Below are 26,194 nucleotides of genomic sequence, written 5' to 3'. Positions count from 1 at the left end.
GGTCAATATTGAATGGCTCAGAATCCCATGGCAGACGAGGTGCTGCGCCGGGGATCGGCTCCGCCGTAAAGCGTGCCGTCTTCGCCAATCAGGATGCTCTGGATGGCACCCATGGCCGAGCCGGTGTTGATGGTGTGCCCTCGCGCCCGGAGCAGATCCAGAGTGTCCGGGCTGATACCCTGTTCCACCCGAATCTCGTCCGGTAACCACTGGTGGTGGATGCGCGGCGCACTGACGGCTGTCTGTATGTTCATATTATGGTCGATCACATTCATGATCACCTGCAAGGTGGTGGTGATGATCCGGGAGCCGCCCGGGCTGCCGGTTACCAGGAAATTGCGGTCGTCCTTTCGTACGATGGTCGGCGACATGGAGCTGAGCATGCGTTTACCTGGCTCCACTTTGTTGGCTTCGCCGCCGATCAGGCCATAGGCATTGGGAACCCCCGGTTTGGCGCTGAAATCGTCCATCTCGTTATTGAGCAGAAAGCCGGCACCGGCCACGGTAATGCCCGAGCCATAGCTGAAATTGATGGTGTAGGTGTTTGATACCGCGTTGCCCCAGCGGTCCACCACCGAGAAGTGTGTGGTCTCCGGGCTTTCCCGGGGCCCAGGTTTTCCAGGCGCGATCTCGCCGGCGGGCCGGGCCTTGTCTGCCTTGATGGATGCGCGAAGTTGGTCGGCGTAGCCCTTGCTGGTCAGCCCTTGCAGCGGCACAGCTACGAAGTCTGTATCCCCCAGGTATTCCGAGCGATCTGCGTATGCCAGTTTCATGGCCTCGGCCATGTGGTGGATGGTGTTTGCGGAGTTGTGCCCCCAGTCGCCGATGGGGTAGTCCTCCAGAATGTTGAGGATCTGCACGATGTGAGTGCCGCCAGAGGAGGGCGGCGACATGGAGTAGATATCAAATCCCCGATAGGTGCCGTGGACCGGCTGGCGAACGGCGGGTTCATAGTTGCGCAGGTCTTCCAGAGTAATCAGACCCTCGCCCCGTTGCATTTCCGCCACAATCAACTGTGCGGTTTCACCTTCATAGAAGCCTTTTACGCCCTGCTCGGCAATGCGCTGGAGGGTGTCGGCCAGTTCCGGCTGGCGAAACACTTCGCCAGGTTGTGGGGCCGATCCATCTTTTATATAGAAGGTAGCGCGGGTGGCTGGCCAGCGTTCAAGGCGGTCCCGGGCCTGCTCCAGGCCTTCGGTGAATCGGTGGGGCACCACAAAGCCCTCCCGGGCCAGTCGAATCGCCGGGGCCAGGGCTTGGCTCAGGCTCAGGGTGCCGTGCCGCTCCAGTGCCAGCGCCAGCCCGGCTACGGTGCCGGGTACCCCGGCGGCCTTATGGCTGAACCGGCTGCGTTCGCTCACGACATTGCCGTCCTGATCCTGAAACATGGTTTCGGTGGCTGCAGCCGGTGCGGTTTCGCGATAATCAATGGCTTCCGGGGCATCGCCGTTACCGGGCGAGTAGACCAGAAAGCCGCCACCGCCAATATTGCCGGAACGGGGTTGGGTGACGGCCAGGGCGAAGCCGGCGGTAACAGCGGCATCAATGGCGTTGCCTCCGTCTTTCAATACCTTCAGGGCAACCTCTGTGGCCAGGGTGTGGCTGGTGGCAACCATACCCTGGGTGCCCTGAACCGGATGGAAACGTTCCCCTTCCAGAATGGCCTGTTCGTTGGCGCTTGTGTTGAAGGCGAGCAGGAAAAGCATCAGCCCGGCTGTCGCTCTCCAGAGCGGTCTGTGGCTGATTTTCGAAGCGGGGCTGTAGATCACTCTGTCCATGGTTGGATTCCTCGTTTCTGGCTGTCAGATAGGCTATCATAGCCGGTCATTTTTACCGGTGCGTACCGACCATCGCCGTGAATGTCCGGTTTGTGGTTTCCTGTCGCGCCCGCTTTCCCCGGATTCAAGTTAAGGAAAGGCTTCATGGAGCATACCTATCGTCTTGTTATTTCCTGCCCGGACAGGGTCGGGATTGTTGCCAAGGTGAGTAATTTTCTGTCCACCTATAACGGCTGGATTACCGAGGCGAGCCACCACTCCGATACCCAGGCCGGCTGGTTTTTCATGCGGCATGAAATTAAGGCCGAATCGATACCGTTCGGGCTGGATCAGTTCCGTGCCGCCTTTGAGCCGATTGCCCGCGAGTTCAACATGAACTGGCACATTGCTGATTCCGCGCGCCCCAAGCGGGTTATCCTGATGTGCAGCAAGGAATCACACTGCCTCGCCGATCTGTTGCACCGCTGGCACAGCAAAGAGCTCAACTGCGAGATCGTTGCGGTGATTTCCAACCACGATGATCTGCGCCGCATGGTGGAGTGGCACGAGATTCCTTACCACCATGTGCCGGTGAGCAAAGAGAACAAGGCTGAGGCCTTCGCCCATATCGACGAGCTGTTCCAGCAATACGAAACCGACGTGGTGGTGCTGGCCCGTTACATGCAGATTCTGCCTGCCGAGCTGTGCGGAAAGTACTCCGGCAAGGTGATCAATATTCATCACAGCTTCCTGCCATCGTTCGCCGGTGCCCGTCCCTACCATCAGGCATACAGCCGGGGTGTGAAGCTGATTGGTGCCACCTGCCACTATGTCACCCAGGATCTGGACGAGGGCCCGATCATCGAGCAGGACGTCATCCGGATCAGTCACAGTGACTCCATCGAAGACATGGTTCGCCTGGGTAAGGATGTGGAAAAGAACGTGCTGGCCCGCGGCTTGAGGTCCCACATTGAAGACCGCGTGATTACCTACGAAAACAAGACCGTGGTGTTTGATTAAGGCTTTACCACAGTTGCCCCCGGTGGGGGCGGTCTGTGGTATGCTTGGCGGTTTGTTGAAGAATAAAGACGGGGCCCGGAAACGGCCCCGGAACGACTTCCAGATAACGCAAAGGAACCTTTCTCGATGGGTGAGTTAGCCAAAGAGATCCTGCCGGTCAATATTGAAGACGAATTGAAACAGTCCTACCTCGATTACGCCATGAGCGTTATCGTTGGCCGGGCATTACCCGATGTCCGGGACGGCCTGAAGCCGGTACACCGCCGGGTGCTGTTCGCCATGTCCGAGTTGGGTAACGACTGGAACAAGGCCTACAAGAAGTCCGCCCGTGTGGTGGGTGACGTTATCGGTAAATATCACCCCCACGGTGACTCTGCGGTATACGACACCATCGTTCGAATGGCCCAGCCATTCTCCCTGCGCTACCCGCTGGTAGACGGCCAGGGTAACTTCGGTTCCATCGACGGCGACAATGCCGCCGCCATGCGTTACACCGAAATCCGCATGGAGAAGATCGCCCATTCGCTGCTGGCGGATCTCGACAAGGAAACCGTCGATTACGTAGACAACTACGACGGCACCGAACGTATTCCGGAAGTCCTGCCGACCCGTGTGCCTAACCTGCTAGTGAACGGCTCATCCGGTATTGCCGTGGGTATGGCGACCAATATTCCACCCCACAACCTGACGGAAGTGGTGAACGGCTGCCTGGCACTGATCGATAACCCGGATCTCACGGTCGATGAGCTGATGGAATTCATCCCGGGCCCGGACTTCCCCACCCAGGGCATCATCAATGGCCGTGCCGGTATCGTGGAAGCCTACCGCACAGGACGTGGCCGCATTTATATCCGTGCCCGCCACGAGATTGAGCAGGACAAGAAGACCGGCCGCGAATCCATCATCATCACCGAGCTGCCTTACCAGCTGAACAAGGCCCGTCTGATCGAGAAGATCGCGGAACTGGTGAAGGAAAAGCGCCTGGAAGGTATCTCTGAGCTGCGTGATGAATCGAACAAGGAAGGTATCCGGGTTGTGATCGAATTGCGTCGGGGCGAGAACCCGGATGTGATCATCAACAATCTGTTCGCCCAGACTCAGCTGGAAACCGTGTTCGGTATCAACATGGTGGCGCTGATCAACGGCGAGCCCAAGACCCTGAACCTGAAAGAAATGCTCGATGCGTTTGTGCGTCATCGTCGGGAGGTGGTCACCCGCCGCACCATTTATGAGCTGCGCAAGGCTCGTGAGCGGGGCCATATTCTGGAAGGTCTCACCGTTGCCCTGGCCAACATTGATGAAATCATCGAGTTGATCAAACAGTCGCCCTCCGCCGCAGAAGCGAAAGAAAAGCTGATGGACAAGGGCTGGGCACCTGGTGACGTACTGGCCATGCTGGAGCGTGCCGGTGAGGATGCTTGTCGTCCGGACGACCTGCCCGAGATCTATGGCCTGCGAGACGGCCTGTACCACCTGTCGCCGGAGCAGGCCCAGGCGATTCTGGATCTGCGACTGCACCGCCTGACCGGTCTGGAAACCGAAAAGCTCCAGAACGAGTACAAGGAAATCCTGGAGAAGATTGCCGATCTGCTGGATATCCTGGGTGATCCCGAGCGTCTGATGCAGGTGATTCGTGACGAACTGGCAGAGATTGTCAGCCAGTATGGCGATGAGCGCCGCACTGAGATCACCAGCTCCCGTCGCGACCTGACCATTGCAGACCTGATCGACGAAGAAGATCTGGTGGTGACTATTTCCCACAGTGGCTATGCCAAGACCCAGGCCGTTGAGGATTACCAGGCCCAGCGCCGTGGTGGCCGGGGTAAAGCGGCAACGTCGATGAAGGACGAAGACTTTATCGAGAAGCTGCTGGTGGCGAATTCCCACGACACCATTCTGTGCTTCTCCAACAAGGGTAAAGTGTACTGGCTGCGGGTATTCGAGATTCCCCGTGGCAGCCGCGGGTCCCGTGGCCGGCCCATGGTGAACATCCTGCCGCTGGACGAAGGAGAGCGTATTACCACCTTCCTGCCGGTGCGGGATTACCCGGAAGACCAGTTTGTGTTGATGGCCACCTCGGCTGGTGTGGTCAAGAAGACACCGCTGCCGAACTTCTCGCGCCCGCGCAGCAGTGGCCTGATTGCCCTGAATCTCGATGAGGGTGACACCCTGATTGGTGCCGCCATTACCGATGGTTCTGCCGAAGTGATGCTGTTTTCCAGTGCCGGTAAAGCGGTGCGCTTCCAGGAAGAGCAGGTTCGCCCGATGAGCAGGACGGCTCGTGGTGTCCGCGGTATCAAGATGCCGGAAGGCCACCATGTGGTGTCCCTGATCATTCCGCAGGAAGGCGGTGTGATTCTGACGGCCAGTGAGCATGGTTATGGCAAGCGCACGGCCATTGATGAATTCCCGGCCTACAGCCGTGGCAGTCAGGGCGTTATCGCCATGCAGTGCTCCGAGCGAAACGGTAATCTGGTGACTGCGCTGCAACTGTTTGATGGCGACCAGATGATGCTGATCTCCGACAAGGGCACACTGGTGCGTACCCGCACTGATGAGGTGTCGGTACTGAGCCGGAATACCCAGGGCGTGCGTCTGATCCGTCTGGCCCAGGAAGATGAGCGCCTGGTGGGTGTGGAGCGGATTGCAGAATCCGATGATGAAGAAGAAGTGGAAGGCGAGGAAACCGAAGAATGAGCAGGGCGTTCAATTTCTGTGCTGGTCCGGCCACCTTGCCGGAAGCTGTGCTGAAGCAGGCCCAGAGCGAAATGCTCGATTGGCGCGGCACCGGCATGTCGGTGATGGAGATGAGTCATCGCAGCGATGAGTTTGTTGCCATTGCAGAAGCGGCTGAGAAGGATCTCCGTGAATTGGCCGGTATTTCAGATGATTACGCCGTACTCTTCATGCAGGGTGGAGCTTCCAGCCAGTTTTCGACCATTCCGCTGAATCTGCTTGGCGACAAAACCTCGGCCGATTATGTGAACACCGGTATCTGGTCGAAAAAGGCCATTGCCGAAGCCAAGCGCTACGGCAATGTGAATGTCGTCGCCAGCTCTGAAGACAGCGGGTTTACCACCATTCCGGATCAGTCCGGCTGGAATACCAGCGCCGATGCCGCTTACCTGCATTACACGCCGAATGAAACCATTGGTGGTCTGGAATACGACTTTATTCCAGACAGCGGCGATGTACCGCTGGTGGCGGATATGTCTTCCACTATGCTGTCCCGGCCGCTGGATATCAGCAAATTCGGCCTGATCTATGCCGGTGCCCAGAAGAACATCGGCCCCTCGGGCCTGGTGGTGGTGATTATCCGTAAGGATCTCCTGGGTAAGGCCCGGAAAGAGACACCGACCATGATGAATTATCAGGTCATTGCCGATAACGGCTCCATGTACAACACCCCGGCGACCTATTCCTGGTACCTGTCCGGGCTGGTGTTCAAGTGGCTGAAAGAGCAGGGCGGTGTCCAGGCCATGGGTGAGATGAACGCCCGGAAAGCGAAGAAACTGTATGGTTTTATCGATGCCAATGATTTCTACGCCAACCCCATTGAGCCACGCTTCCGCTCCTGGATGAACGTGCCGTTTACACTGGCCGACGATGCGCTTAATGGCGAGTTTCTAAAAGGCGCAGAAGCCCGGCATCTGCTCAACCTGCAGGGGCATCGCTCCGTCGGTGGTATGCGTGCCAGCATCTACAACGCTATGCCCGAAGAAGGCGTCGACGCCCTGATCGACTACATGGCGGAATTTGCGAAGGAGCGTGGCTGATCATGACGGATGAGAAGACCCGCCTGGGGGAGCTAAGGGAAGAGATTGACGCCCTCGATCAGCAGATCATGGAGCTGATCAGTGCCCGGGCGAAATGTGCGCAGGAAGTGGCCCATGTCAAAATGGCGGCCAATCCCGGTGAGGATGTATTCTTTTACCGGCCTGAGCGCGAAGCTCAGGTGCTGCGCCGGATCAAGGAAAAGAACCCGGGGCCTTTGCCCGCTGAAGAAATGGCGCGGCTGTTCCGTGAGATCATGTCGGCTTGCCTGGCGCTGGAAAAGCCCATGCATATTGCTTTCCTGGGCCCGGTAGGCACCTTCACCCAGGCGGCGGCGCTCAAACACTTCGGCCACTCTGTCGTCAGCGTGCCGCTGCCTGCGATTGATGCGGTATTCCGCGAGGTGGAGTCCGGTGCGGCGCATTACGGTGTGGTGCCGGTGGAGAATTCCACTGAGGGTATGATCAATCACACCCTGGATATGTTCATGTCTTCGCCGTTGAAAATCTGCGGTGAGGTGCAGCTTCGCATTCATCATCATCTGCTGGTATCGCCGAAGCACAAGGATGAGGAAATTACCCGCATCTATTCCCATCAACAGTCGTTCGCCCAGTGCCGGCAGTGGCTGGATACACATCGCTACGGTATTGAGCGTATTACCGTTTCCAGCAATGCCGAGGCGGCGCGCCGCGCGGCTGAAGAGCCCGGTGCGGCGGCGATTGCCGGAGATATGGCGGCGGAGCTGTACGGTCTGGAAAAGCTGGCTAACAGCATTGAGGATCGCCCGGACAATACCACCCGCTTCCTGATCATTGGGCGGGAAGAGGTGCCGGCCAGTGGCCAGGACAAGTCCTCGATTCTGGTCTCCATGCGCAACAAGCCGGGCGCTTTGTACCAGCTGCTTGAGCCGTTCCATCGTCACGGCATCAGCCTGACACGGATTGAAACGCGGCCTTCGCCCAGTGGTACCTGGGCTTATGTTTTCTACATTGATTTCGAAGGTCACATGCAGGATGACAGGATCAGCAAGGTACTGGCTGAAATTGATGAAGAAGCCGTGGAGCTGAAGCGCCTGGGGTCCTATCCCATCGGCGTACTTTGATTTCGAATGTCGATCCTGAGGAGAGTTCAATGTCAGTGGATTACCAGAGTCTTGCGGTAAAAGGTGTTCAGGCTCTGTCTCCGTACCAGCCCGGCAAGCCGATTGAAGAACTGGCCCGGGAGCTGGGATTGAATCCGTCGGAGATCATCAAGCTGGCCAGCAATGAGAACCCGCTTGGGCCGAGTGAGAAAGCGTTATCGGCCGCCCGAAATGCCCTCGACGAAATGTGCCTGTACCCGGACGGCAATGGCTTTGATCTGAAGCAGGCTCTGGCCCGTCGCTTCGGCGTGGAAATGAGTCAGATCACCCTCGGGAATGGTTCCAACGATGTGCTGGAAGTCATTGCCCGGTGTTTCGCCGACTCTGATAGCGAAGTGGTGTTTTCCCAGTATGCCTTCGCGGTTTACCCGCTGGTAACCCAGGCGATTGGCGCCCGAGGTGTGGCGGTGCCTGCAAAAGACTGGGGGCACGATCTGGATGCCATGGCCGATGCGGTGACCGAGCGCACCAAACTGGTATTTGTCGCCAACCCGAATAATCCCACCGGTACCGTACACACGGCCGATGCGATTGAAGCGTTTCTGGATCGTATCCCTGAACAGGTTCTGGTTGTTCTGGATGAAGCCTACTGCGAATACCTCGTTGGTGACGAGTATCCGGATGGTATTCGCCTGCTGGATAAATACCCGAACCTGATTGTCTGCCGTACCTTTTCCAAGGCGTGGGGGCTGGCAGCGTTGCGAGTGGGCTACAGCATCAGTTCTCCGGCCATTGCTGACATCCTGAACCGGGTTCGCCAGCCATTCAATGTTGATACCGTTGCCCTGGCGGCGGCCACAGCTGTTCTTGAGGATGAAGCCTATCTGCAGAAATCCCGTGAGGTGAACGAAGCCGGCCTGCGACAACTGGCGGAAGGCTTTGATCGCATGGGGCTTTCCTACATCCCTTCGGCTGGTAACTTCATAGCCGTCGAGGTGGGAGAGCCCGCCGCCGGTATCTATCAGGCCTTGTTAGCCCATGGCGTGATTGTTCGGCCCGTCGCTGGTTATGGCATGCCCCGGCACCTGCGTGTATCGGTCGGCCTTCCGCAGGAAAATGAACGTTTTCTTGATGCGCTGGCTGTGGCATCGGCGTCAGCAGGGCTGGGGGCATGAAGTGACAGTTCCGAGTGCGCCTTTTCGTCGGGTTGCGGTTATCGGCTTGGGGCTGATTGGCGGTTCTCTGGCCAGCGCCATACGCACGCAACAGCTTGCGGGAATGGTGACCGGTTTCGATACCCGTCAGGATGAACTGGCTCTCGGCGTTGAACTGGGTGTAATTGACGAGGCTGCGGATTCCATCGAGCAGGCCGTAAAGGGCAGTGATCTGGTGGTGTTGGCCGTTCCGGTGCGAGCCACCCGTGCGGTGCTGGAACAAATCCGGCCCGTCATCGAAGAGGGCGCCATTCTTTCTGATGTGGGTAGCACCAAGTCCAGTTTTGTTGCCGATGTGGAGGCGGTATTCGGAGAACTGCCGCCCTGGGTGATACCCGGCCATCCCATTGCCGGTTCCGAGAAGAGCGGTATCCGTGCGGCCCGGCCCGATCTCTTTGCCAATCACAAGGTGATCCTGACGCCGTCGCAAAATGCCGACCAAGATGGCCTGAATCGTTTGCGGACCGTCTGGGAAGGTGCCGGTGCGACCGTGCTTACCATGTCGGTGGGGTATCACGATGAGGTGCTCGCGGCCACCAGCCATTTACCCCACCTGATCGCTTTTTCGCTGGTAGACACTCTGGCGGGCGAAGATGAGAATATGGATATCTTCCGCTATGCCGCAGGTGGGTTCCGTGATTTTACCCGGATTGCCGCGAGCGATCCGATAATGTGGCACGACATTTTTCTCTCCAATCGGGATGCCGTGCTCCGGGTAATTGATCATTTTACCGAAGATCTGGATCAACTCCGTACTGCCATTGCCAATAGTGATGGTCCTACGTTGCTCCGGGTTTTCAGCCGCGCCAAGGCGGCGCGGGAACATTTTTCCAAAATGCTTTCAGGACAGGCGTACGTGACTAACAACAGCGATAAACAGGTGACTTTCCAAATGCAGCCGGGCGGCACCGTGAAAGGTGACATCCGGGTTCCGGGCGACAAATCCATGTCTCACCGTTCCATCATGCTCGGTGCCCTGGCTGAGGGGACAACCGAAGTGAAGGGCTTCCTGGAGGGGGAGGACAGTCTTGCCACCCTGCAGGCGTTCCGGGATATGGGTGTAACCATTGAGGGTCCGGATGACGGTTTTGTGCGCATTCACGGCGTAGGTATCAAAGGCCTGCAGGCGCCCCGTGGCCCGTTGTATCTGGGCAACTCGGGCACGGCCATGCGTCTTTTTGCGGGATTGCTGGCCGCCCAGCCTTTCGATTCCGAACTGACGGGCGATGCCAGTTTGTCGAAGCGGCCCATGGGGCGCGTGGCAGATCCGCTGCGTGCCATGGGAGCGGTTATCGACACCGGTGAAGGTGGCCGGCCGCCGTTGAAGATTCGGGGTGGTCACGCACTCACGGGCATTCATTACGAAATGCCGGTGGCCAGTGCCCAGGTAAAATCCTGCCTGCTGTTGGCGGGGCTCTACGCTGAGGGTGTTACCTCGGTGACCGAGCCAGCGCCCACCCGGGATCATACCGAGCGGATGCTGGAAGGCTTCGGCTACCACGTTCATCGGGACGGAGCGACCGCCAGTGTCACCGGTGGTGGCAAGTTGTCCGCCTGCGCCATTGATGTGCCGGCTGATATTTCCTCCGCGGCGTTTTTCCTGGTGGCGGCCAGTATTGCTGAAGGTTCCGATCTGACGCTTCGCCATGTGGGCATGAACCCCACCCGTGTGGGCGTGATCAATATTTTGAAACAGATGGGCGCCAACATTGAAGTGCTCAATGAGAAGGTCATCGGTGGAGAGCCGGTAGCCGATCTTCGGGTGCAGTCAGCCCGTCTGAAGGGCATCGACATTCCGGAAGAGCAGGTACCACTGGCCATTGATGAGTTCCCTGTATTGTTCATCGCTGCTGCCTGCGCCGAAGGGCGCACCGTATTGCGCGGCGCCGAGGAGCTTCGGGTGAAAGAGAGTGACCGGATTCAGGTAATGGCGGACGGTCTCGCGGCTCTGGGTGTCGAGACCACCGTGACACCCGACGGCATCATTATAGATGGCGGCCAGGAAATAGGCGGCGGTACCGTGGAAAGCCATGGTGATCATCGCATTTCCATGTCGTTTGCGGTGGCATCATTGCGCGCAACCGGACCTATCCGGATCAACGATTGCGCCAACGTGGCTACATCGTTCCCGGGTTTTGTTGATCTGGCATTGCAGACAGGAATTCGAATTAACGCAGAAGGTAGTGATTGATGAGTAATAGCAAGGCACCGGTAATTACGGTTGACGGCCCTGGCGGTTCTGGCAAGGGTACCGTTACCCAGATGTTGGCCCGCAAACTGGGCTGGCATCTGCTCGACAGTGGTGCCTTGTATCGGCTGACGGCCCTGGCGGCTGCCCGCCAGGGGGTTGCGCTGGAAGACGAGCCGGCACTGGTTCGGGTTGCCGCAGGGCTCGATGTTGCGTTCATGCCGACGCCTCCGGGTGAGCCTGCGAAGGTTCTGTTGGCCGGGGAAGACGTTACCTCCGAAATCCGCACCGAGACCTGCGGTGATAACGCGTCAAAAGTCGCCGTCATGCAACCGGTGCGCGATGCCTTGTTGCAACGCCAGCGGGATTTCCGGGTGGCGCCCGGGCTGGTGGCCGATGGCCGCGATATGGGTACGGTGGTCTTTCCGGATGCACCGGTCAAAATCTTCCTGACCGCCAGTGCCGAGGAGCGGGCCCGCAGGCGCTACAATCAGTTGAAGGAAGCAGGTGTCGATGTTAACATTGACGCCCTTTTAGAGGAGATACGGGTACGTGACGAGCGGGATATGAACCGTTCTGCGGCCCCCCTCAAGCCTGCAGATGATGCGCAAGTCATTGATTCTACGGGTTTGAGTATCGAAGAGGTGTTAGACAGGTGTATGGCCGCAGCAGGTCAGGCCTGACTACACCTTTTTGTCGTTGAAATGCCGGAACAGCGTACTCTGCCAGCCGCTGGCTGATTCCGGACATCGTTAACAGACCGTGTTGCTGGTGACACGGAGCACACTTGCGTTGATCATATAGGGCACATAATGAGCGAGAGCTTTGCGGATCTTTTTGAAGAAAGTCTAAAAGAAATTGACATGCAACCGGGTTCCATCGTCCAGGGAACCGTAGTTGACGTCGACAACGACTGGGTCACCGTTAACGCCGGACTGAAGTCCGAAGGCGTTATCCCCGCCTCCCAGTTCCTGAACGAAAAAGGCGAGTTGGAAGTAGCTGTCGGCGATATTGTCGATGTGGCTCTCGATGCAGTTGAAGACGGTTTCGGTGAAACCCGTCTGTCCCGTGAAAAGGCCAAGCGCGCTGAAGCGTGGAAGGTTCTCGAGAAGTCCTTCGAAGCTGAAGAAGTGGTCAAGGGTATTATCAATGGCAAGGTCAAAGGTGGTTTCACTGTTGATCTGGCCGGCATCCGTGCCTTCCTGCCGGGTTCCCTGGTAGACGTTCGTCCGGTTCGCGACACTGCGCACCTGGAGAACAAAGAGCTTGAATTCAAGGTTATCAAGCTGGACCAGAAGCGTAACAACGTGGTTGTTTCCCGCCGCGCCGTTCTGGAAGCTGAAAACAGCGAGCAGCGTGAAGCTCTGCTGGAAACCCTGACCGAAGGTCTGGAAATCAAGGGTATCGTCAAGAACCTGACCGACTACGGTGCATTCGTAGACCTGGGCGGTGTTGACGGCCTGCTGCACATCACTGATATGGCCTGGAAGCGCATCAAGCATCCGAGCGAAATCGTGAATGTGGGCGACGAAATCAATGTTAAAGTCCTGAAGTTTGACCGTGAGCGCAACCGTGTGTCTCTGGGTCTGAAGCAGCTGGGCGAAGATCCCTGGGTCGACATCAAAGGTCGTTACCCGGAAGGTTCCAAGGTTACTGCTCGCGTAACCAACCTGACCGACTACGGCTGCTTTGCCGAGCTGGAAGAGGGTGTTGAGGGTCTGGTTCACGTATCCGAAATGGATTGGACCAACAAGAACATCCATCCGTCCAAGGTTGTTCAGGTAGGTGACGAAGTAGAAGTGATGATCCTGGATATCGACGAAGAGCGTCGTCGTATCTCCCTGGGCATCAAGCAGTGCGTTGCCAACCCGTGGGAAGATTTCTCCAGCAACTTCAACAAGGGCGACCGTATCTCCGGCAAGATCAAGTCCATCACGGACTTCGGTATCTTCATCGGCCTGGACGGTGGCATCGATGGTCTGGTTCACCTGTCTGACATCAGCTGGAACGAGACTGGCGAAGAAGCCGTTCGCGAATACAAGAAGGGCGACGAAGTTGAAACCGTTATCCTGTCTGTTGATCCAGAGCGTGAGCGCATCTCCCTGGGCATCAAGCAGCTGGAAAGCGATCCGTTTGCCGAGTTCGTTCAGCTGAACGACAAGGGCTCCATCGTTAAGGGTACTGTGTCTGCAGTTGACGCCAAAGGCGCCACCATTGCCCTGAACGAAGAAGTTGAAGCGGTACTGAAAGCCTCTGAAATCAGCCGTGACCGCGTTGAAGACGCGCGTAACGTTCTGAAGGAAGGCGAAGAAGTTGAAGCGAAGATCATCAGCATCGATCGCAAGAACCGCGTGATCAACCTGTCTGTGAAGTCCAAAGACGTTGAGGACGACAAGCAGGCTCTGGAAAACGTGCGCAGTAAGACTGCAGAATCCTCAGGTGCCACCACTATCGGTGACCTGATCAAGGAGCAGATGCAGCAGCAGAACGCCAACAAGGACTAAGTTTCCGGTTGGTATCAAAAAAACGGGCTCTAAGAGCCCGTTTTTTTTGTGTTTTTTTCTGGTTTGGCTAAACTAGAGGCATTGGAACCCGGTAATTTGCTGCGGAATAATAACGACAGAGGGAAAAGCCTCATGACGAAGTCCGAACTGGTTGAACTGATCGCGTCGAAGCAGACTCAGCTCTCCGTAAAGGATGTTGAGCTCGCGGTGAAAAGCATCATCGAGCATATGTCTCAGTCCCTTGCCGATGGCCAGCGAATTGAGATCCGTGGATTTGGCAGTTTTTCCCTGCATCATCGGGCTGCCCGCACCGGTCGTAACCCGAAAACCGGAGACGCCGTGCAGCTGCCTGCCAAGTTTGTGCCGCACTTCAAGCCCGGCAAAGAGCTTAGGGAGCAGGTGAACGACAGCATGAAGAAAGGTTTCTGAGGCCCCGCGAAGGCAATTTCTACACGAAACCTCACGTACCGGGCATCTGACCCGTTTGGAGCGCTTAAGACATGGCAGGACTGCGGAAGATCCTAATTACCTTGTTGGTTCTGGTTCTGATTCTTCTGGCGCTGGTGTTTTCCCTGAATAATCAGATGGCGGTATCGCTCAACTTCCTGTTGTTCGAAACCCAGCCCCATGGCGTTGCTGTCTGGATCATCATGGCGTTTGTGATCGGCGCTCTGGTAGGCATTCTGATTACCTCCATGGCCACTGTCCGTACCTCGGTGTCGCGCCGTCATCTGCAGAAGCGTCTTGAGCGAACCGAGCAGGCACTCGAAAAATCCAGGGCACAAAACGACCGGGCACTTTGATGGACATGCTGTTTCAGTGGCTGCTTCTGACGGCGGCCGTTGCCGCTGGCTGGGCTGTAGGTCGATACGGGAGCCGCTCTGGTCGCGCCTCCCGGGTTATTATGGACGAGGATTCTGTTCGGGATCGCCTGCAGTTTCTTTTCACCAACTACTCTGACCAGGCTGTTGAGAACTTCGTTCAATCCCTTGCCGTCAACAAAGATACCGTCAGCCTGCATCTCTCCATTGGCAGCCATTTCCGGAATAAGGGAGAGACAGACCGCGCCATTCTGATTCACCAGAACCTGCTTGCCCGGCCTGAACTTCCGGCCCGCTATTCGCCCCAGGTTACCCTGGAGCTGGCAATGGATTACCTTAACGCCGGATTGCTCGACCGGGCCGAAGCACTGTTTCACCAATTGATGGGCGACCGGGAATACGGTCGTCGTTCTGCGCGCTCGCTGATCGAGTTGTACCAGCAGGAGCGAGAGTGGGAAAAAGCGGCACAAGTTGCGAAAACGCTAACCCGTGGAGATGCAGATCCAGCTACCTTCAAAGCGCTGGCTTACATTACCTGTGAATTGTCTGATGCCGCACTGATCCGCAACGACGATCGCTGGACAGCACAGAAGCTGGCCAAAGAGGCGCTGGATTACGACCGCTCCTGTGTACGGGCAACCCTGTTACTGATGAGGCTTCAGATCCGGCAGGGGAATTTTCGGGAGGCGGCAAACCAATCCCTGAAGATCTTCGATCAAAACCCGGAGTTCGGGCCAGAAGCGATAGACAGATTGATGAAGCTGGAGCGGGAGCATGGTGATGTTTCCCGCCTTTATAAAAAGCTCCGTAAGCTCTATGAACAGTATCCCAGCACCAGTCTGCTGCTGGCCCTGGTGGAATCGGTTGAGCGTTCCTCTGGCCGGCCTGCGGCCATTGATTTGCTGCGCATGGAGCTGGAAACCCGGCCTTCCGTGCGGGGGCTTCTGCGGTTGGTGGAGATGGCGGGTTATGAAAAAGGCATGACCACCGATGAAGGGCGCCTCGTCAGCAGGATAGGGCACCTGATTCTCGCCAACCGCCCGGTCTACCGTTGCGTAAGCTGCGGATTCTCCGGCCAACAGTTACACTGGCTGTGCCCAAGCTGCAAACAGTGGGAAACCGTGCGTCCCATTCAGGGCGTAGAGGCGGAATAACCTCGCTTTAACCCATCCCGATTACCTTTCTACCCAGGAACCTGAACGTGCAAAACCTGAACGACCCGAAAATCATCGTCGCGCTCGACTTTCCTTCCCAGAATCCCGCCTTGGCCCTGGCAGATCGGCTTGATCCGGCAAAATGCCGCCTGAAAGTGGGCAAGGAACTGTTTACGCGCTCAGGCCCGGATCTGGTAAAAGCGCTCCAGAGTCGTGGATTCGATATCTTCCTGGATCTGAAATTTCACGATATCCCTAATACCACCTCGGCCGCGGTGGTCGCAGCTGCGGAACTGGGCGTGTGGATGGTGAATGTGCATGCCTCAGGCGGCGAGAAGATGATGGTGGCCTGCCGTGAACGCCTGGAAGCGTTCGGCATTGACCGCCCGCTCCTGATTGCGGTCACTGTATTGACCAGCATGTCTGACGAGGACCTTGCTGGTATCGGTATTACCGGTTCGGCAGAAGCCCATGTTTCCCGTCTGGCAACCCTGACCAAAAACAGCGGCCTGGACGGCGTGGTTTGCTCGGCTCAGGAAGCCCCGCGTCTGAAAGCGGAGCAGGGTAGTGACTTCCAGTTGATCACACCGGGAATCCGGCCGCTGACCGCAGACAAAGGCGACCAGCAACGCATTATGACCCCGGTTGATGCTCTCAAGGCGGGTTCCGACTACCTCGTCATTGGCCGGCCCATCACCCAGGCGCCTGACCCTCTGGCTGCTTTAGAGGCCATTCACGCTGAGGTCGCGGCGGTCTAGCTTTGTTCCCGGTTACGGGTCCTGTCCCTAGCCTTCCGGGTTAGCGGGTAGGGCACGGACGGGTGTCGCTCCCGAAAACCGCTACAAGCACATCCATGTGCGCTTCTCTCCGGCCATCCATGGCCTCCGACATTTTCGGGAGCGACACCCGTCCGTGCCCGGCAGGCGATTATACGAATACGAGGTCTAACGTAAAAAAAGCCCGCTAATTCAGAGAACTAGCGGGCTTTCGAAATAGTGGCTCCCCGAGCTGGGCTCGAACCAGCGACAAACGGATTAACAGTCCGTTGCTCTACCAACTGAGCTATCGGGGAACGTCGTCGTGTGACGAGGCGCGTATATTATGTTGGCCATACCGCCCCGTCAACCCCTCAGCTTAAAATTTTAGCCAAGAGCCTTCTGCAAACGCTCGACCGCCTTCTGCAGGTTATCCATGCTGGTGGCAAAGCTCAGCCGCATGTGCCCCGGGCAGCCAAACGCAGAGCCCGGAACCAGAGCCACGCCGGCCTCGGTCAGCAGCTTCTCGGCGAATTCCACATCGGTGCTCACGCCGTCAGTGGCATCGATTGCACCCTGGAAGCTCGGGAAGACATAAAACGTGCCGTCGCCGTTCAGGCAGTCCACACCAGGCAGCTTGTTCAGGGCCGCTACCAGCCAGTCGTGGCGTTCCCTGAAAGCCTTGACCATCTCGCCCACGCACGCCTGATCTCCATCCAGAGCGGCTGTTGCGGCGGCCTGGGAGATAGAGCAGGGGTTCGAGGTGCTCTGGGACTGGATCTTCTTCATGGCACCGATGATTTTTGCCGGGCCAGCGGCATAGCCGATGCGCCAGCCAGTCATGGAGTAGGCCTTGGAGACACCGTTCAGTACGAAGGTGCGATCATACAGCTCCGGGCAGGCGTTCAGGATGTTGCAGAACGGTTTGCCAGTCCACAGGATCGGCTCGTACATATCATCGGTGGCGACCATGATGTTCGGGTGCTTTTTAAGCACCTCACCGATGGCCTGCAGCTCTTCCATGGTGTAAGCCATGCCACTGGGGTTGGACGGGCTGTTGATCACGAACAGACGGGTGCGCTCGCTAATGGCGCTCTCCAACTGTTCCGGAGTGATCTTGAAGCGAGTCTCTGCGGTGGTTTCGATGATCACCGGTTTGCCTTCGGCCACCAGCACCATATCCGGGTAGGAAACCCAGTAGGGTGCGGGAATAATGGCTTCGTCGCCTTCATTCAGTGTCGCCAGGGCGAGGTTGAAAAAGCTCTGTTTGCCACCACTGCTTACCAGTATCTGGTTGGCTTCGTATTCCAGGCCGTTGTCCCGTTTGAACTTCGCAATAATCGCTTTCTTCAGCGCGGGCGTACCATCCACGGCGGTGTACTTGGTCTGGCCGTTGTTGATGGCGTCGATAGCCGCCTGTTTGATGTGATCGGGGGTGTCGAAGTCAGGCTCGCCAGCACCGAGGCCGATAATATCCTGGCCGGCCGCGCGGAGTTCTGCGGCTTTGTTGGTAACTGCGAGGGTGGGGGAAGGCTTGATCGCCTGTACTCGGCTGGAAAGTTGAAGGTCCAAACTTGAGCTCCTTAAAGCTGCGTCTTATTGGGCTGCGATCGGCCGGGCAACTGGAGCCAAAGTTACTGGCTGATTTTTCACCCAGCCGTCGATCGCACAGATGGTATCATGAAGCTGCCAGAACGCTAAATTTCTTGAGGATGCGACGCAAATATTCCGTCGTTTCCGGTGTCCGGAGGTTAAAACGCCAGATATGGCCAATAAAGCATCCAGTGCAAGGGAAGGGGCCTTTCGAGTCGACTCGCCCTACCAACCTGCAGGTGACCAGCCCAAAGCGATTGCGGGACTGGTTGACGGCATTGAATCCGGGCTTGCCCATCAAACGCTGCTCGGGGTAACCGGTTCTGGCAAGACTTTCACCATTGCCAATGTGGTTCAGCAGGTTCAGCGACCAACCATCATCATGGCCCACAACAAGACCCTGGCAGCCCAGCTCTATGGCGAGTTCAAGGAGTTCTTCCCCGATAACGCGGTGGAGTACTTTGTTTCCTACTATGATTACTACCAGCCGGAGGCCTACGTACCGTCTTCCGATACCTTTATCGAAAAAGACGCCTCCATCAACGAGCATATTGAACAGATGCGGCTGTCGGCCACCAAGGCCTTGTTGGAGCGGCCGGATGCCATTATTGTCGCGACGGTTTCTTCCATCTACGGTCTGGGTGATCCGCAATCCTATCTGAAAATGATGCTGCACCTGGACCGGGGTGACCAGATGGATCAACGGTATATCCTGCGGCGGCTGGCCGAACTGCAGTACACCCGCAATGACATCGAGTTCCACCGCGCCAATTATCGGGTGCGGGGCGATGTCATTGATGTCTTCCCGGCAGAATCCGAGAAGGAAGCCATTCGCATCGAACTGTTCGATGATGAAGTGGAGAACCTGAGCTATTTTGACCCGCTTACCGGAGAGGTGCTCAGGCGGGTGCCGCGCGTGACCATTTACCCGAAGTCCCACTATGTCACCCCCCGGCAGACCGTGCTGGATGCGGTCGAGCACATCAAGCAGGAGCTTGATGTTCGGCTGCAGCAGTTGAGGGATAACAACCGGCTGGTGGAAGCTCAGCGGCTGGAGGAGCGTACCCGCTACGACATCGAGATGATGCTGGAGCTCGGTTACTGCAATGGTATCGAGAACTACTCCCGCTATCTCTCCGGGCGGAATCCCGGTGAAGCGCCACCCACGCTGTTTGACTACCTGCCACCCAACGCTTTGCTGGTAGTGGACGAGTCCCACGTGACCATTCCGCAGATTGGCGCCATGTACAAGGGCGACCGGTCCCGTAAGGAAACCCTGGTGGAGTATGGTTTCCGCCTGCCATCAGCACTGGACAACCGCCCCATGCGGTTTGAGGAGTGGGAGCGAATTGCGCCCCAGATGATCTTTGTCTCGGCCACACCGGGGAATTATGAGGCCGAGCATGCTGGCCAGGTGGTGGAGCAGGTGGTGCGACCGACCGGGCTGCTGGACCCGGAGATTGAGGTTCGGCCCGCGTCTACTCAGGTGGATGATCTGCTGTCTGAGATTCACCAGCGCGTCGGGGTGAATGAGCGGGTGCTGGTCACAACGCTTACCAAGCGTATGGCAGAGGATCTGACCGACTTCCTGATGGAGCACGACATCCGAGTGCGTTATCTGCATTCAGATATCGATACCGTGGAGCGCGTTGAGATTATTCGGGATCTGCGGCGGGGCGAGTTTGACGTGCTGGTGGGCATCAACCTGCTCCGGGAGGGGCTGGATATGCCGGAGGTGTCACTGGTGGCAATACTGGATGCGGATAAAGAAGGCTTCCTGCGCTCAGAGCGTTCGCTCATACAGACCATTGGTCGGGCCGCCCGTAACGTGAACGGCAAGGCCATTCTGTATGGCGACAGGATCACCGGTTCCATGCAGCGCGCCATTGATGAGACCGAGCGTCGTCGTGCCAAGCAGATGGCACACAACGAGGAGCATGGTATTACCCCCACCGGTCTTAACAAGAAGATCGCGGATATTATGGAGGGTGCCGCGGGCGGCGGTGGTCGTGGCCGGCGCAAAGCGGAGCGTCCCGGGCAGAAGGCTGCTGAAGAAGCCGAGGATTATCGCGTAAAGGTAGGCAATCGCTCGCCGGAAGATGTCCTCAAGGAAGTGGCGAAACTGGAAGACGAGATGTACAAAGCCGCCGCGGATCTGGATTTCGAGACCGCGGCGCGCCTGCGGGATCAGATTTCGGAACTGAAGGAAGCGGCCCTGCGGACCGGCTGATCAGTGGCGTTTGGGGCCGACAATCACTGCCGCCTGCAGGGGCTGGTTGCGGCCATAGCGCGACATCTTGTCGAATACCCGTCGGTCGATGGGCAGGTATTGCTTGTCGGCCACGGTTTCCCCTTCCTCGGTATCGATTTCCGGGTCATGCAGGTACACGAAATCCTCGTCGATGGCACATACGGTTACCCAGTGCGGCACCCGGCTCCGGTTCAGTTGCCAGGTGCTGATCAGGATGACAGGGATGCGCCCGTCATGCAGGGCCTTCTCCATTGCCTCCAGGGTTAGCGGGTCGTGATGCAGCTGGATTTCAGTCTGCCCGATATCGTGCAGGAACCCCTCGTGCACCAGTTCCAGTACCCGCTTTTTATCTTCGTTGCGGACCGTATCTTTGAACAGCGCGCCTTCCTGGCTGATCCAGGCACTGGCCTCGAAGCCCCGGTGCCAGGCAGATAGCGCAAGCCCATGGGGGCCACAACCGCCATGCCCGGCCAGCATGAAGATGGTGGTGGCTTCACGCCAGATTTTCAGCTCCTCCAGCGTGCTTACTGGTTGCTGTTCGTCAAGGGCCGCCATCGCCATGATTAATGCAGACGGACCGCAGGTGAACTCGGTGGTCTGGGGGTAATAGGGCACCGGAAGAAATTCGCGAGAGGGCTCGTAGTAGAGAATCCGTCGCTCGAACCGCAAGGCATCGCCGTGATCTTCGTAGTAGTCCCGGTAGGTGCCAAACTGCCGATATCCCAGCCGACGATACAGGGAAATGGCCCCGGTGTTGTCTTCACGCACTTCCAGCCGCATGATGATGCGATCAGCCTCAACCGCTTCCTTCTCCGCCTCACGGACCAGTCTTTCACCCACACCGCGGCCGCGGGCAACGGGTGAGACTGCAATCGAGTAAATCCGAGCCAGCCGGGTGGCTGCATTCATCAGCACCAGGCAGTAGCCCACCAGTTCGCCGTTCAATTCGGCGATAACCAGTCGGTCCCTGGGCATCTCCAGAAAGCGGCGGAAGCTGCGCCGGGATATTCTGTCCTCGGTAAAACAGCGGTTCTCCAGCTGAACGAGGGCATCCAGATCACTGGCATGGGCTTGGCGGAGCATTACATCGGTCATGGTCTGGTAAACCCGGTCAACGAGAAAAAGGTAGCGCCTGGCGGGCACGCTCATTGCCGCTATTATGGTAGACAGATGCCATCCCGTCATAGCAGCGGATGATGCGTAAAAGCACGCATCTTCAGGCGATTGTCTGGCAAGGTGATGGGGCGTATTGTTGCCGGAATTATCAGGCTCTACCTTCAGGGAGGAATGCCGCTTTATGTCCCGATTGCTCATCGTTGTAGATCGCGCCAAAGACTGGGCACCGTACTACCCCAGCGAAGACGTGCTTACTTTCGATCAATACCTTCAGTTCACCGCCCCGGCTAACAGCCGCGTGCGGGTGATAAACCTGTGCCAGAGTGCCAGGTATCTGAGCAGGGGCTATTACTGTTCGTTGCTGGCCGAGGCGCGCGGGCACCACGTGGTGCCATCGGTTATGACACTTAACGACCTGAGCCGTAAGGGACTGTTTTCGCTTGAACTCGAAGAGCTGGACAGCAGTGTCATCCAGTGGCTGGAAAAATCAGCCTCCGAAATCGATCCCGCCACCGATGACCGGGACGCTACCCATGAAGTACGAATCCGAACCTATTTTGGCCAGGCCGAACATCCGGACCTGAAGCCCGTGGCCCGTGCCCTGTTCGAGCGGTTTCCGTGCCCGATTCTGGAAGTGGTGTTCCGTCACCGCAAACAATGGCAGATCGAAACCATGAAGCCGGCGGCACCGGCGGATCTTGACGAGCGCGAGCAGGATTTGTTCGCGGCCGCCCTGGATCGCTTCAGCAGCATGATCTGGCGCAAACCCCGCACCCGTCGCCGCTACCGTTTTGATCTGGCTATGCTGGTGAACCCGGAGGAAGAGTTGCCTCCGAGCGATGAGATGGCCCTGAAGCGTTTTGAGCGTGCTGGCAGAAAGCTGGGAATTAACGTGGAGCGCATTACCCGCCGGGATTACATGCGCCTGCCGGAATATGATGGTCTGTTTATTCGTGAAACCACCGCTATTGATCACCACACCTATCGGTTTGCTCGCAAGGCAGAGGCCGAGGGGATGGTGGTAATTGACGACCCGGTGTCGATTCTGCGTTGCACCAACAAGGTGTTTCTGGCGGACCTGCTTAAAAACAACAAGGTGCCAACACCGAAAACGCTGATCCTTTCAAAGGATCAGAAGGATGCGGTACAGCAGGTGAGTAATGAACTGGGCTTTCCTGTGGTCATAAAAATTCCGGATGGCGCCTTTTCCCGTGGTGTGATCAAAGCCAAGGACGAAAAGGAACTTCGGGCAGGGCTGAAAGACCTGTTCAAACAGTCTGCGTTGGTATTGGCTCAGGAGTACTTCTACACGGATTACGATTGGCGCATTGGTGTGCTTGGCGGCCGGGCCATCTATGCCTGTAAATATCTGATGGTGAAAGGTCACTGGCAGATTTACCAGCACGGTGGTGCCACAGTGGAAAGTGGCGGTTTTGAAACCATGCCCACCTACGAGGTGCCTCGCAATGTCATCCAGGCGGCATTGAATTCGACCCGGTTGATCGGTAATGGGCTTTACGGTGTCGACATCAAACAAGCCGGGAATCGGGTGGCGGTGATTGAAGTGAATGACAACCCGAGTATCGACTCGGGTGTGGAAGACAAGTTCCTGGGCGGAGAGCTGTATACCCTGGTGATGCAGGAATTCCTGTCGCGCATGGAGGAGAACCGGCGCCGTTAAACCGGCGCGTCAGTTGGCAGCGACCCAGACCCGGACGCTGCCAAACCAGGGGTAGTCTGCCAGAACCGCTCGAACCTGTTCCGTGGTCAGGTGTGGCCCGGAATGGTTTTCAACCAGGAAGATTTCCAGGTGGATGCGATTCTTGAGGTAATGAAGCCGGAGCCGGCTTTGTGGTGGTAGCTCTCCCAGCTTCTCTGTCAGCAGGCGACGAAGTGCTTCGCGATCGGGTAGCCCCGGGTCGGTGGCGTGGGGCACTTTCTCATCGTTCTCGGCGTCGATATGGAAGTTGATGTCCCGAATGTTGTCCAGGGCATCCCGCATGCCCGTGACCACCTTCATACCAATCTGATGCCCTTCGGAAACGCTGATTTCCGGGCGAACTACCAGGTGTACGTCCAGCAGGATGTCGTGCCCCATCCGCCGGCTGCGCAGTTCATGAACATTTCGCACGCCATCCGTTTCCAGGGCAATGGTTTTCAACATCCGGGTATCATCTTCGGACAGACCTGTATCGACCAGTTCTTTCACGCTGTCCCAGGTGAATTTCCAGCCGATGTGCACAATGATGGCTGCAATGAGGACGGCGGCTACCACGTCGAGCCAGACGAAACCCAGCATGGCACCGATGGTAGATACCAGAACGACCACTGACGAAAATGCATCGGTACGGCTGTGCCAGGCGTTGGCAATGATCAGGTCTGAGCGGATTTTCATGCCAACATGGCGAGTATAACGGTAGATCCATTCCTTGCCTGCTACCGAGGCCGCGGCCGCTACCAGCACTGGCCAGCCCGGAACCAGCTGCGCTTCACCGGACAGGAGCCTGAGAATGTTCTCCCAGGCCAGGGCCGCGCCCACGGCAATAAGAATGCTGCCCAGTACCAGAGTGCCGAGGGTTTCGATTCGCTGGTGTCCGTAAGGATGGTCCGCATCTGGCTCCTTACGGGACAGACGCATGACCGCCAGAACCACCCAATCCGATGCCACATCGGTAAATGAATGGATACCATCCACCAGTAGCGCCTGGGAATTAAAAAGAGTGCCGCCAATGACTTTTATGATGCCCAGAACGGCATCGAGAATCATGCCAATGATCGTGACCCGGGTCGCCGCATGCTTCTCGGATTCGAGATTATTCTGGCGCTGCTGGCTGGGTTGATCAGGCTGTTCCATTGGATTCACTCCGGGCTTTTCGCGATGAGGGCAGTATAACGGGATTAAACGTAGAAATGGGTGGAATTAATGGCCTGGCTGTGATCGATTTATGCACATCATGACGAATTGGTTACCCGTTAGCATTTTGTTACCAAAGCCGTCAAATGTTAATTTTATCTATTTAAGCTATTGATAAATAAAGGGAAAATAACTGATCAAAAAATGATCAATTTGTAGGCTGGCGCAGTTATCAAGGGGTCGGGGCGCTTGCTCGGCAATTTTCAACAGGGTTATCCACAGATTCCGTGGAAAAGCGTCGGGAGGCTATACAGGGCGGGGTTTTCGGGACTAATTGGGGTTTACACAAGATGGTGTGGAAAACTTTCGGTATACTCCTGCCACCCGGAGAAAGGAGTTTGACGATGTACGGCCTTCTGAGAAACCTGCTGTTCCGATTGCCACCGGAGCGGGCCCATAATGTTGCCCTTGGCAGCCTGGATGTTGCTCAAAAACTGGGCATCCTGAATACATTTACCCGACAGCCGGAGCCTTGCCCGGTAAACGTGATGGGCCTGGAATTCCCGAATCCGGTTGGATTGGCTGCTGGGCTGGACAAAAACGCCGACCACATTGATGCTCTTGGTGCTCTTGGTTTCGGGTTTATCGAAGTGGGCACTGTTACGCCTCTGGCACAGCCCGGTAATCCAAAACCCCGAATGTTCCGGTTGCCGGAGCACCAGGCCATCATTAACCGCATGGGGTTCAATAATGAAGGCCTGGAACACCTCATTACCAATGTCCGCCACCGCCGTTACCGGGGCGTACTGGGCATTAATGTCGGCAAGAACAAAGACACCCCGAATGAGCAGTCTGAACAGGACTACCGTAAAGGAATAGCGGCTGTTTACCCCTATGCCGACTACATCACCGTTAATGTATCTTCTCCCAATACGCCGGGCCTCCGGGATCTGCAGTTTGGCGATTCGCTCAAGCAGCTTTTGCACGCCATAAAGGAAGAGCAGGCAGCGTGTGAGCAAAAGCATGGCCGCTATGTGCCGGTGGCTGTAAAGATCGCCCCGGATATGGACGAGCAGGGCATTCGCTTTGTGGCTGCAGCATTGCTCGAAGCTGGCCTGGATGGTGTGATTGCCACCAACACCACGATCAGCCGGGAGGCGGTGAAGGGGCACGCTCACGAGCAGGAGGCGGGCGGTCTCAGCGGTGCACCGGTACGGGAAGCGTCTGTGAAAGTGATTCAGGGGCTGTATGCTGAGCTGGGCGATCGGCTGCCGATTATTGGCGTGGGCGGCATCACGGATGGCGACAGTGCGGCAGAGAAGATTCGCGCAGGCGCAAAGCTGGTGCAGATCTATACCGGGTTTATTTATCGTGGCCCGTCATTGATCAACGAAGCAGTGGAAGCGATCCGGAAAGAAATCAGCTGAGGCAGAAAGAAGGTGGGCCCGCTGAGCGGGCCCTTGCGGGGAATAAACCCCGTAGCGCTTTTTCGCATGGTACGGGGCGGGAGGCCCCGTTTGGGTTGCTCTGGTTACTGCTCTGATTGTGATTTGTGTGTAAAAATTGAAAAAAACAGATCAGGGTTAAACGGGGTTGGCCATTATGTTGCGGTTACGTTGGCCAGTTTATGGATGCCGGAGACGCCGGTCATGCCCTCCCAGTTATCTGTGCGGCCTTCTCGCCACCCGTTCAGCCATTCCTGGCGGACTTCCGGTTGTTCTAATGGGCAGCTGTCTTTGGATTTGCCGGACACGCCAGCGAGATAACCCCGCTTGAATGCACGAGCGTACATGTCTCTCTTCTGTCTTTTCATGCCGTTCCTCACTGATGGATTAACAGAACAAGCGTGTACACATCTGCAGTGACCTTGGCAGTCGGGAGCCTCTCCGGGACAACCCACTATTGCCAGCTCCGGTCAGAGCAGTCAGGATCCTGTTAACGGAGACTTTTATTCGGCCTCCGGAACGACGCGTCAACTACAAGGTAAGACGAATCTCGCGCCGGTGTACACTATTTATTTCATCTATATGGCGCTTCTTTTATATTTTTGTGAAATAACGATGACAGTCGCTAAAAGGCTTTTACTGCCATTCCGGAAACTTACCGGCCCTA

The 26,194-nt window shown here is 57.0% G+C and carries 20 protein-coding genes and 1 tRNA gene; 15 read left to right on the top strand and 6 right to left on the bottom strand.

Features of this window, described 5'->3' with window-relative positions; genetic code table 11:
* Positions 1-17: 17 nt before the first annotated feature.
* On the bottom strand, positions 18-1,778 hold the full coding sequence (ggt, locus tag Q669_RS12840) for a gamma-glutamyltransferase (RefSeq protein ID WP_036149662.1): 1,761 nt from the start codon (positions 1,776-1,778) through the stop codon (positions 18-20).
* Between the two features lie 144 nt (positions 1,779-1,922).
* Here ggt and purU point away from each other — a divergent pair, with 144 nt between their 5' ends.
* From purU to pyrF, 12 genes are all read left to right on the top strand, one after another.
* Positions 1,923-2,777: a formyltetrahydrofolate deformylase gene (purU, locus tag Q669_RS12835; RefSeq protein WP_011784530.1), complete on the top strand. Its 855-nt coding sequence runs from the start codon at positions 1,923-1,925 to the stop codon at positions 2,775-2,777.
* 126 nt (positions 2,778-2,903) lie between these two features.
* Positions 2,904-5,474, top strand: a complete 2,571-nt coding sequence (gene gyrA / locus Q669_RS12830; protein ID WP_022992563.1) for a DNA gyrase subunit A — start codon at positions 2,904-2,906, stop codon at positions 5,472-5,474.
* Entirely contained in the window at positions 5,471-6,553 is a 1,083-nt protein-coding gene (gene serC / locus Q669_RS12825; RefSeq protein ID WP_011784532.1) for a 3-phosphoserine/phosphohydroxythreonine transaminase, read from the top strand. The genes gyrA and serC overlap by 4 nt, the downstream gene beginning before the upstream one ends.
* 2 nt (positions 6,554-6,555) lie before the next feature.
* Positions 6,556-7,653, top strand: a complete 1,098-nt coding sequence (gene pheA, locus Q669_RS12820; RefSeq protein WP_011784533.1) for a prephenate dehydratase — start codon at positions 6,556-6,558, stop codon at positions 7,651-7,653.
* A 29-nt stretch (positions 7,654-7,682) separates the two neighbouring features.
* Positions 7,683-8,807, top strand: coding sequence for a histidinol-phosphate transaminase (hisC, locus tag Q669_RS12815; protein WP_022992562.1), 1,125 nt, complete (start codon positions 7,683-7,685; stop codon positions 8,805-8,807).
* A 1-nt stretch (position 8,808) separates the two neighbouring features.
* The gene (locus Q669_RS12810; protein ID WP_036149679.1) at positions 8,809-11,037 is read left to right on the top strand and encodes a bifunctional prephenate dehydrogenase/3-phosphoshikimate 1-carboxyvinyltransferase; all 2,229 of its coding nucleotides are present in this window, start codon (positions 8,809-8,811) and stop codon (positions 11,035-11,037) included.
* Positions 11,037-11,717 (top strand): (d)CMP kinase, encoded by a 681-nt coding sequence (cmk, locus tag Q669_RS12805; protein ID WP_022992560.1) that lies wholly within the window; start codon positions 11,037-11,039, stop codon positions 11,715-11,717. The genes Q669_RS12810 and cmk overlap by 1 nt, the downstream gene beginning before the upstream one ends.
* Before the next feature lie 129 nt (positions 11,718-11,846).
* The gene (gene rpsA / locus Q669_RS12800) at positions 11,847-13,538 is read left to right on the top strand and encodes a 30S ribosomal protein S1 (protein ID WP_022992559.1); all 1,692 of its coding nucleotides are present in this window, start codon (positions 11,847-11,849) and stop codon (positions 13,536-13,538) included.
* A gap of 132 nt (positions 13,539-13,670) precedes the next feature.
* Positions 13,671-13,967: an integration host factor subunit beta gene (locus Q669_RS12795; protein WP_011784538.1), complete on the top strand. Its 297-nt coding sequence runs from the start codon at positions 13,671-13,673 to the stop codon at positions 13,965-13,967.
* A gap of 71 nt (positions 13,968-14,038) precedes the next feature.
* The gene (locus tag Q669_RS12790; protein ID WP_022992558.1) at positions 14,039-14,341 is read left to right on the top strand and encodes a LapA family protein; all 303 of its coding nucleotides are present in this window, start codon (positions 14,039-14,041) and stop codon (positions 14,339-14,341) included.
* Complete coding sequence (lapB, locus tag Q669_RS12785; RefSeq protein WP_022992557.1) at positions 14,341-15,513, top strand: lipopolysaccharide assembly protein LapB; 1,173 nt, start codon at positions 14,341-14,343, stop codon at positions 15,511-15,513. Before Q669_RS12790 ends, lapB begins: the two co-directional genes overlap by 1 nt.
* Before the next feature lie 47 nt (positions 15,514-15,560).
* Positions 15,561-16,271, top strand: coding sequence for an orotidine-5'-phosphate decarboxylase (pyrF, locus tag Q669_RS12780; protein WP_022992556.1), 711 nt, complete (start codon positions 15,561-15,563; stop codon positions 16,269-16,271).
* Between the two features lie 238 nt (positions 16,272-16,509).
* Here the strand turns inward: pyrF and Q669_RS12775 are convergent.
* Together Q669_RS12775 and Q669_RS12770 are read right to left on the bottom strand one after the other, a co-directional pair.
* Positions 16,510-16,585: transfer RNA gene (locus tag Q669_RS12775), tRNA-Asn, on the bottom strand.
* Positions 16,586-16,655: 70 nt separating this feature from the next.
* A complete protein-coding gene (locus Q669_RS12770; protein ID WP_022992555.1) occupies positions 16,656-17,840 on the bottom strand; it encodes a pyridoxal phosphate-dependent aminotransferase in 1,185 nt (394 codons plus the stop codon).
* 193 nt (positions 17,841-18,033) lie between these two features.
* Between Q669_RS12770 and uvrB the strand changes: the two genes are divergently transcribed.
* Positions 18,034-20,091: an excinuclease ABC subunit UvrB gene (gene uvrB, locus Q669_RS12765; protein WP_022992554.1), complete on the top strand. Its 2,058-nt coding sequence runs from the start codon at positions 18,034-18,036 to the stop codon at positions 20,089-20,091.
* Here uvrB and rimI read toward each other — a convergent pair whose 3' ends face one another.
* Entirely contained in the window at positions 20,092-21,207 is a 1,116-nt protein-coding gene (gene rimI / locus Q669_RS12760; RefSeq protein WP_031211292.1) for a ribosomal protein S18-alanine N-acetyltransferase, read from the bottom strand. It lies immediately after the preceding gene.
* 202 nt (positions 21,208-21,409) lie between these two features.
* On the opposite strand from rimI, the gene Q669_RS12755 reads away from it, so the two are divergent.
* Positions 21,410-22,909, top strand: a complete 1,500-nt coding sequence (locus Q669_RS12755) for a RimK family protein (RefSeq protein ID WP_022992552.1) — start codon at positions 21,410-21,412, stop codon at positions 22,907-22,909.
* A gap of 9 nt (positions 22,910-22,918) precedes the next feature.
* On the opposite strand, the gene Q669_RS12750 is transcribed toward Q669_RS12755, so the two are convergent.
* A complete protein-coding gene (locus Q669_RS12750; RefSeq protein WP_022992551.1) occupies positions 22,919-24,082 on the bottom strand; it encodes a cation diffusion facilitator family transporter in 1,164 nt (387 codons plus the stop codon).
* A 404-nt stretch (positions 24,083-24,486) separates the two neighbouring features.
* On the opposite strand from Q669_RS12750, the gene Q669_RS12745 reads away from it, so the two are divergent.
* Positions 24,487-25,509 carry a quinone-dependent dihydroorotate dehydrogenase gene (locus Q669_RS12745; protein ID WP_014421811.1) on the top strand — a complete coding sequence of 341 codons (1,023 nt, stop codon included), beginning with the start codon at positions 24,487-24,489 and terminating at the stop codon, positions 25,507-25,509.
* A 173-nt stretch (positions 25,510-25,682) separates the two neighbouring features.
* Here Q669_RS12745 and rmf read toward each other — a convergent pair whose 3' ends face one another.
* Complete coding sequence (gene rmf, locus Q669_RS12740) at positions 25,683-25,895, bottom strand: ribosome modulation factor (RefSeq protein WP_011784548.1); 213 nt, start codon at positions 25,893-25,895, stop codon at positions 25,683-25,685.
* Positions 25,896-26,194 lie beyond the last annotated feature (299 nt).

It is taken from the genome of Marinobacter sp. C1S70 (assembly GCF_000475355.1).
Taxonomy (GTDB): Bacteria; Pseudomonadota; Gammaproteobacteria; order Pseudomonadales; family Oleiphilaceae; genus Marinobacter; species Marinobacter nauticus.
The sequence above is the reverse complement of the archived record's forward strand: the minus strand, read 5'-3'. Positions and strand labels throughout refer to the sequence as shown.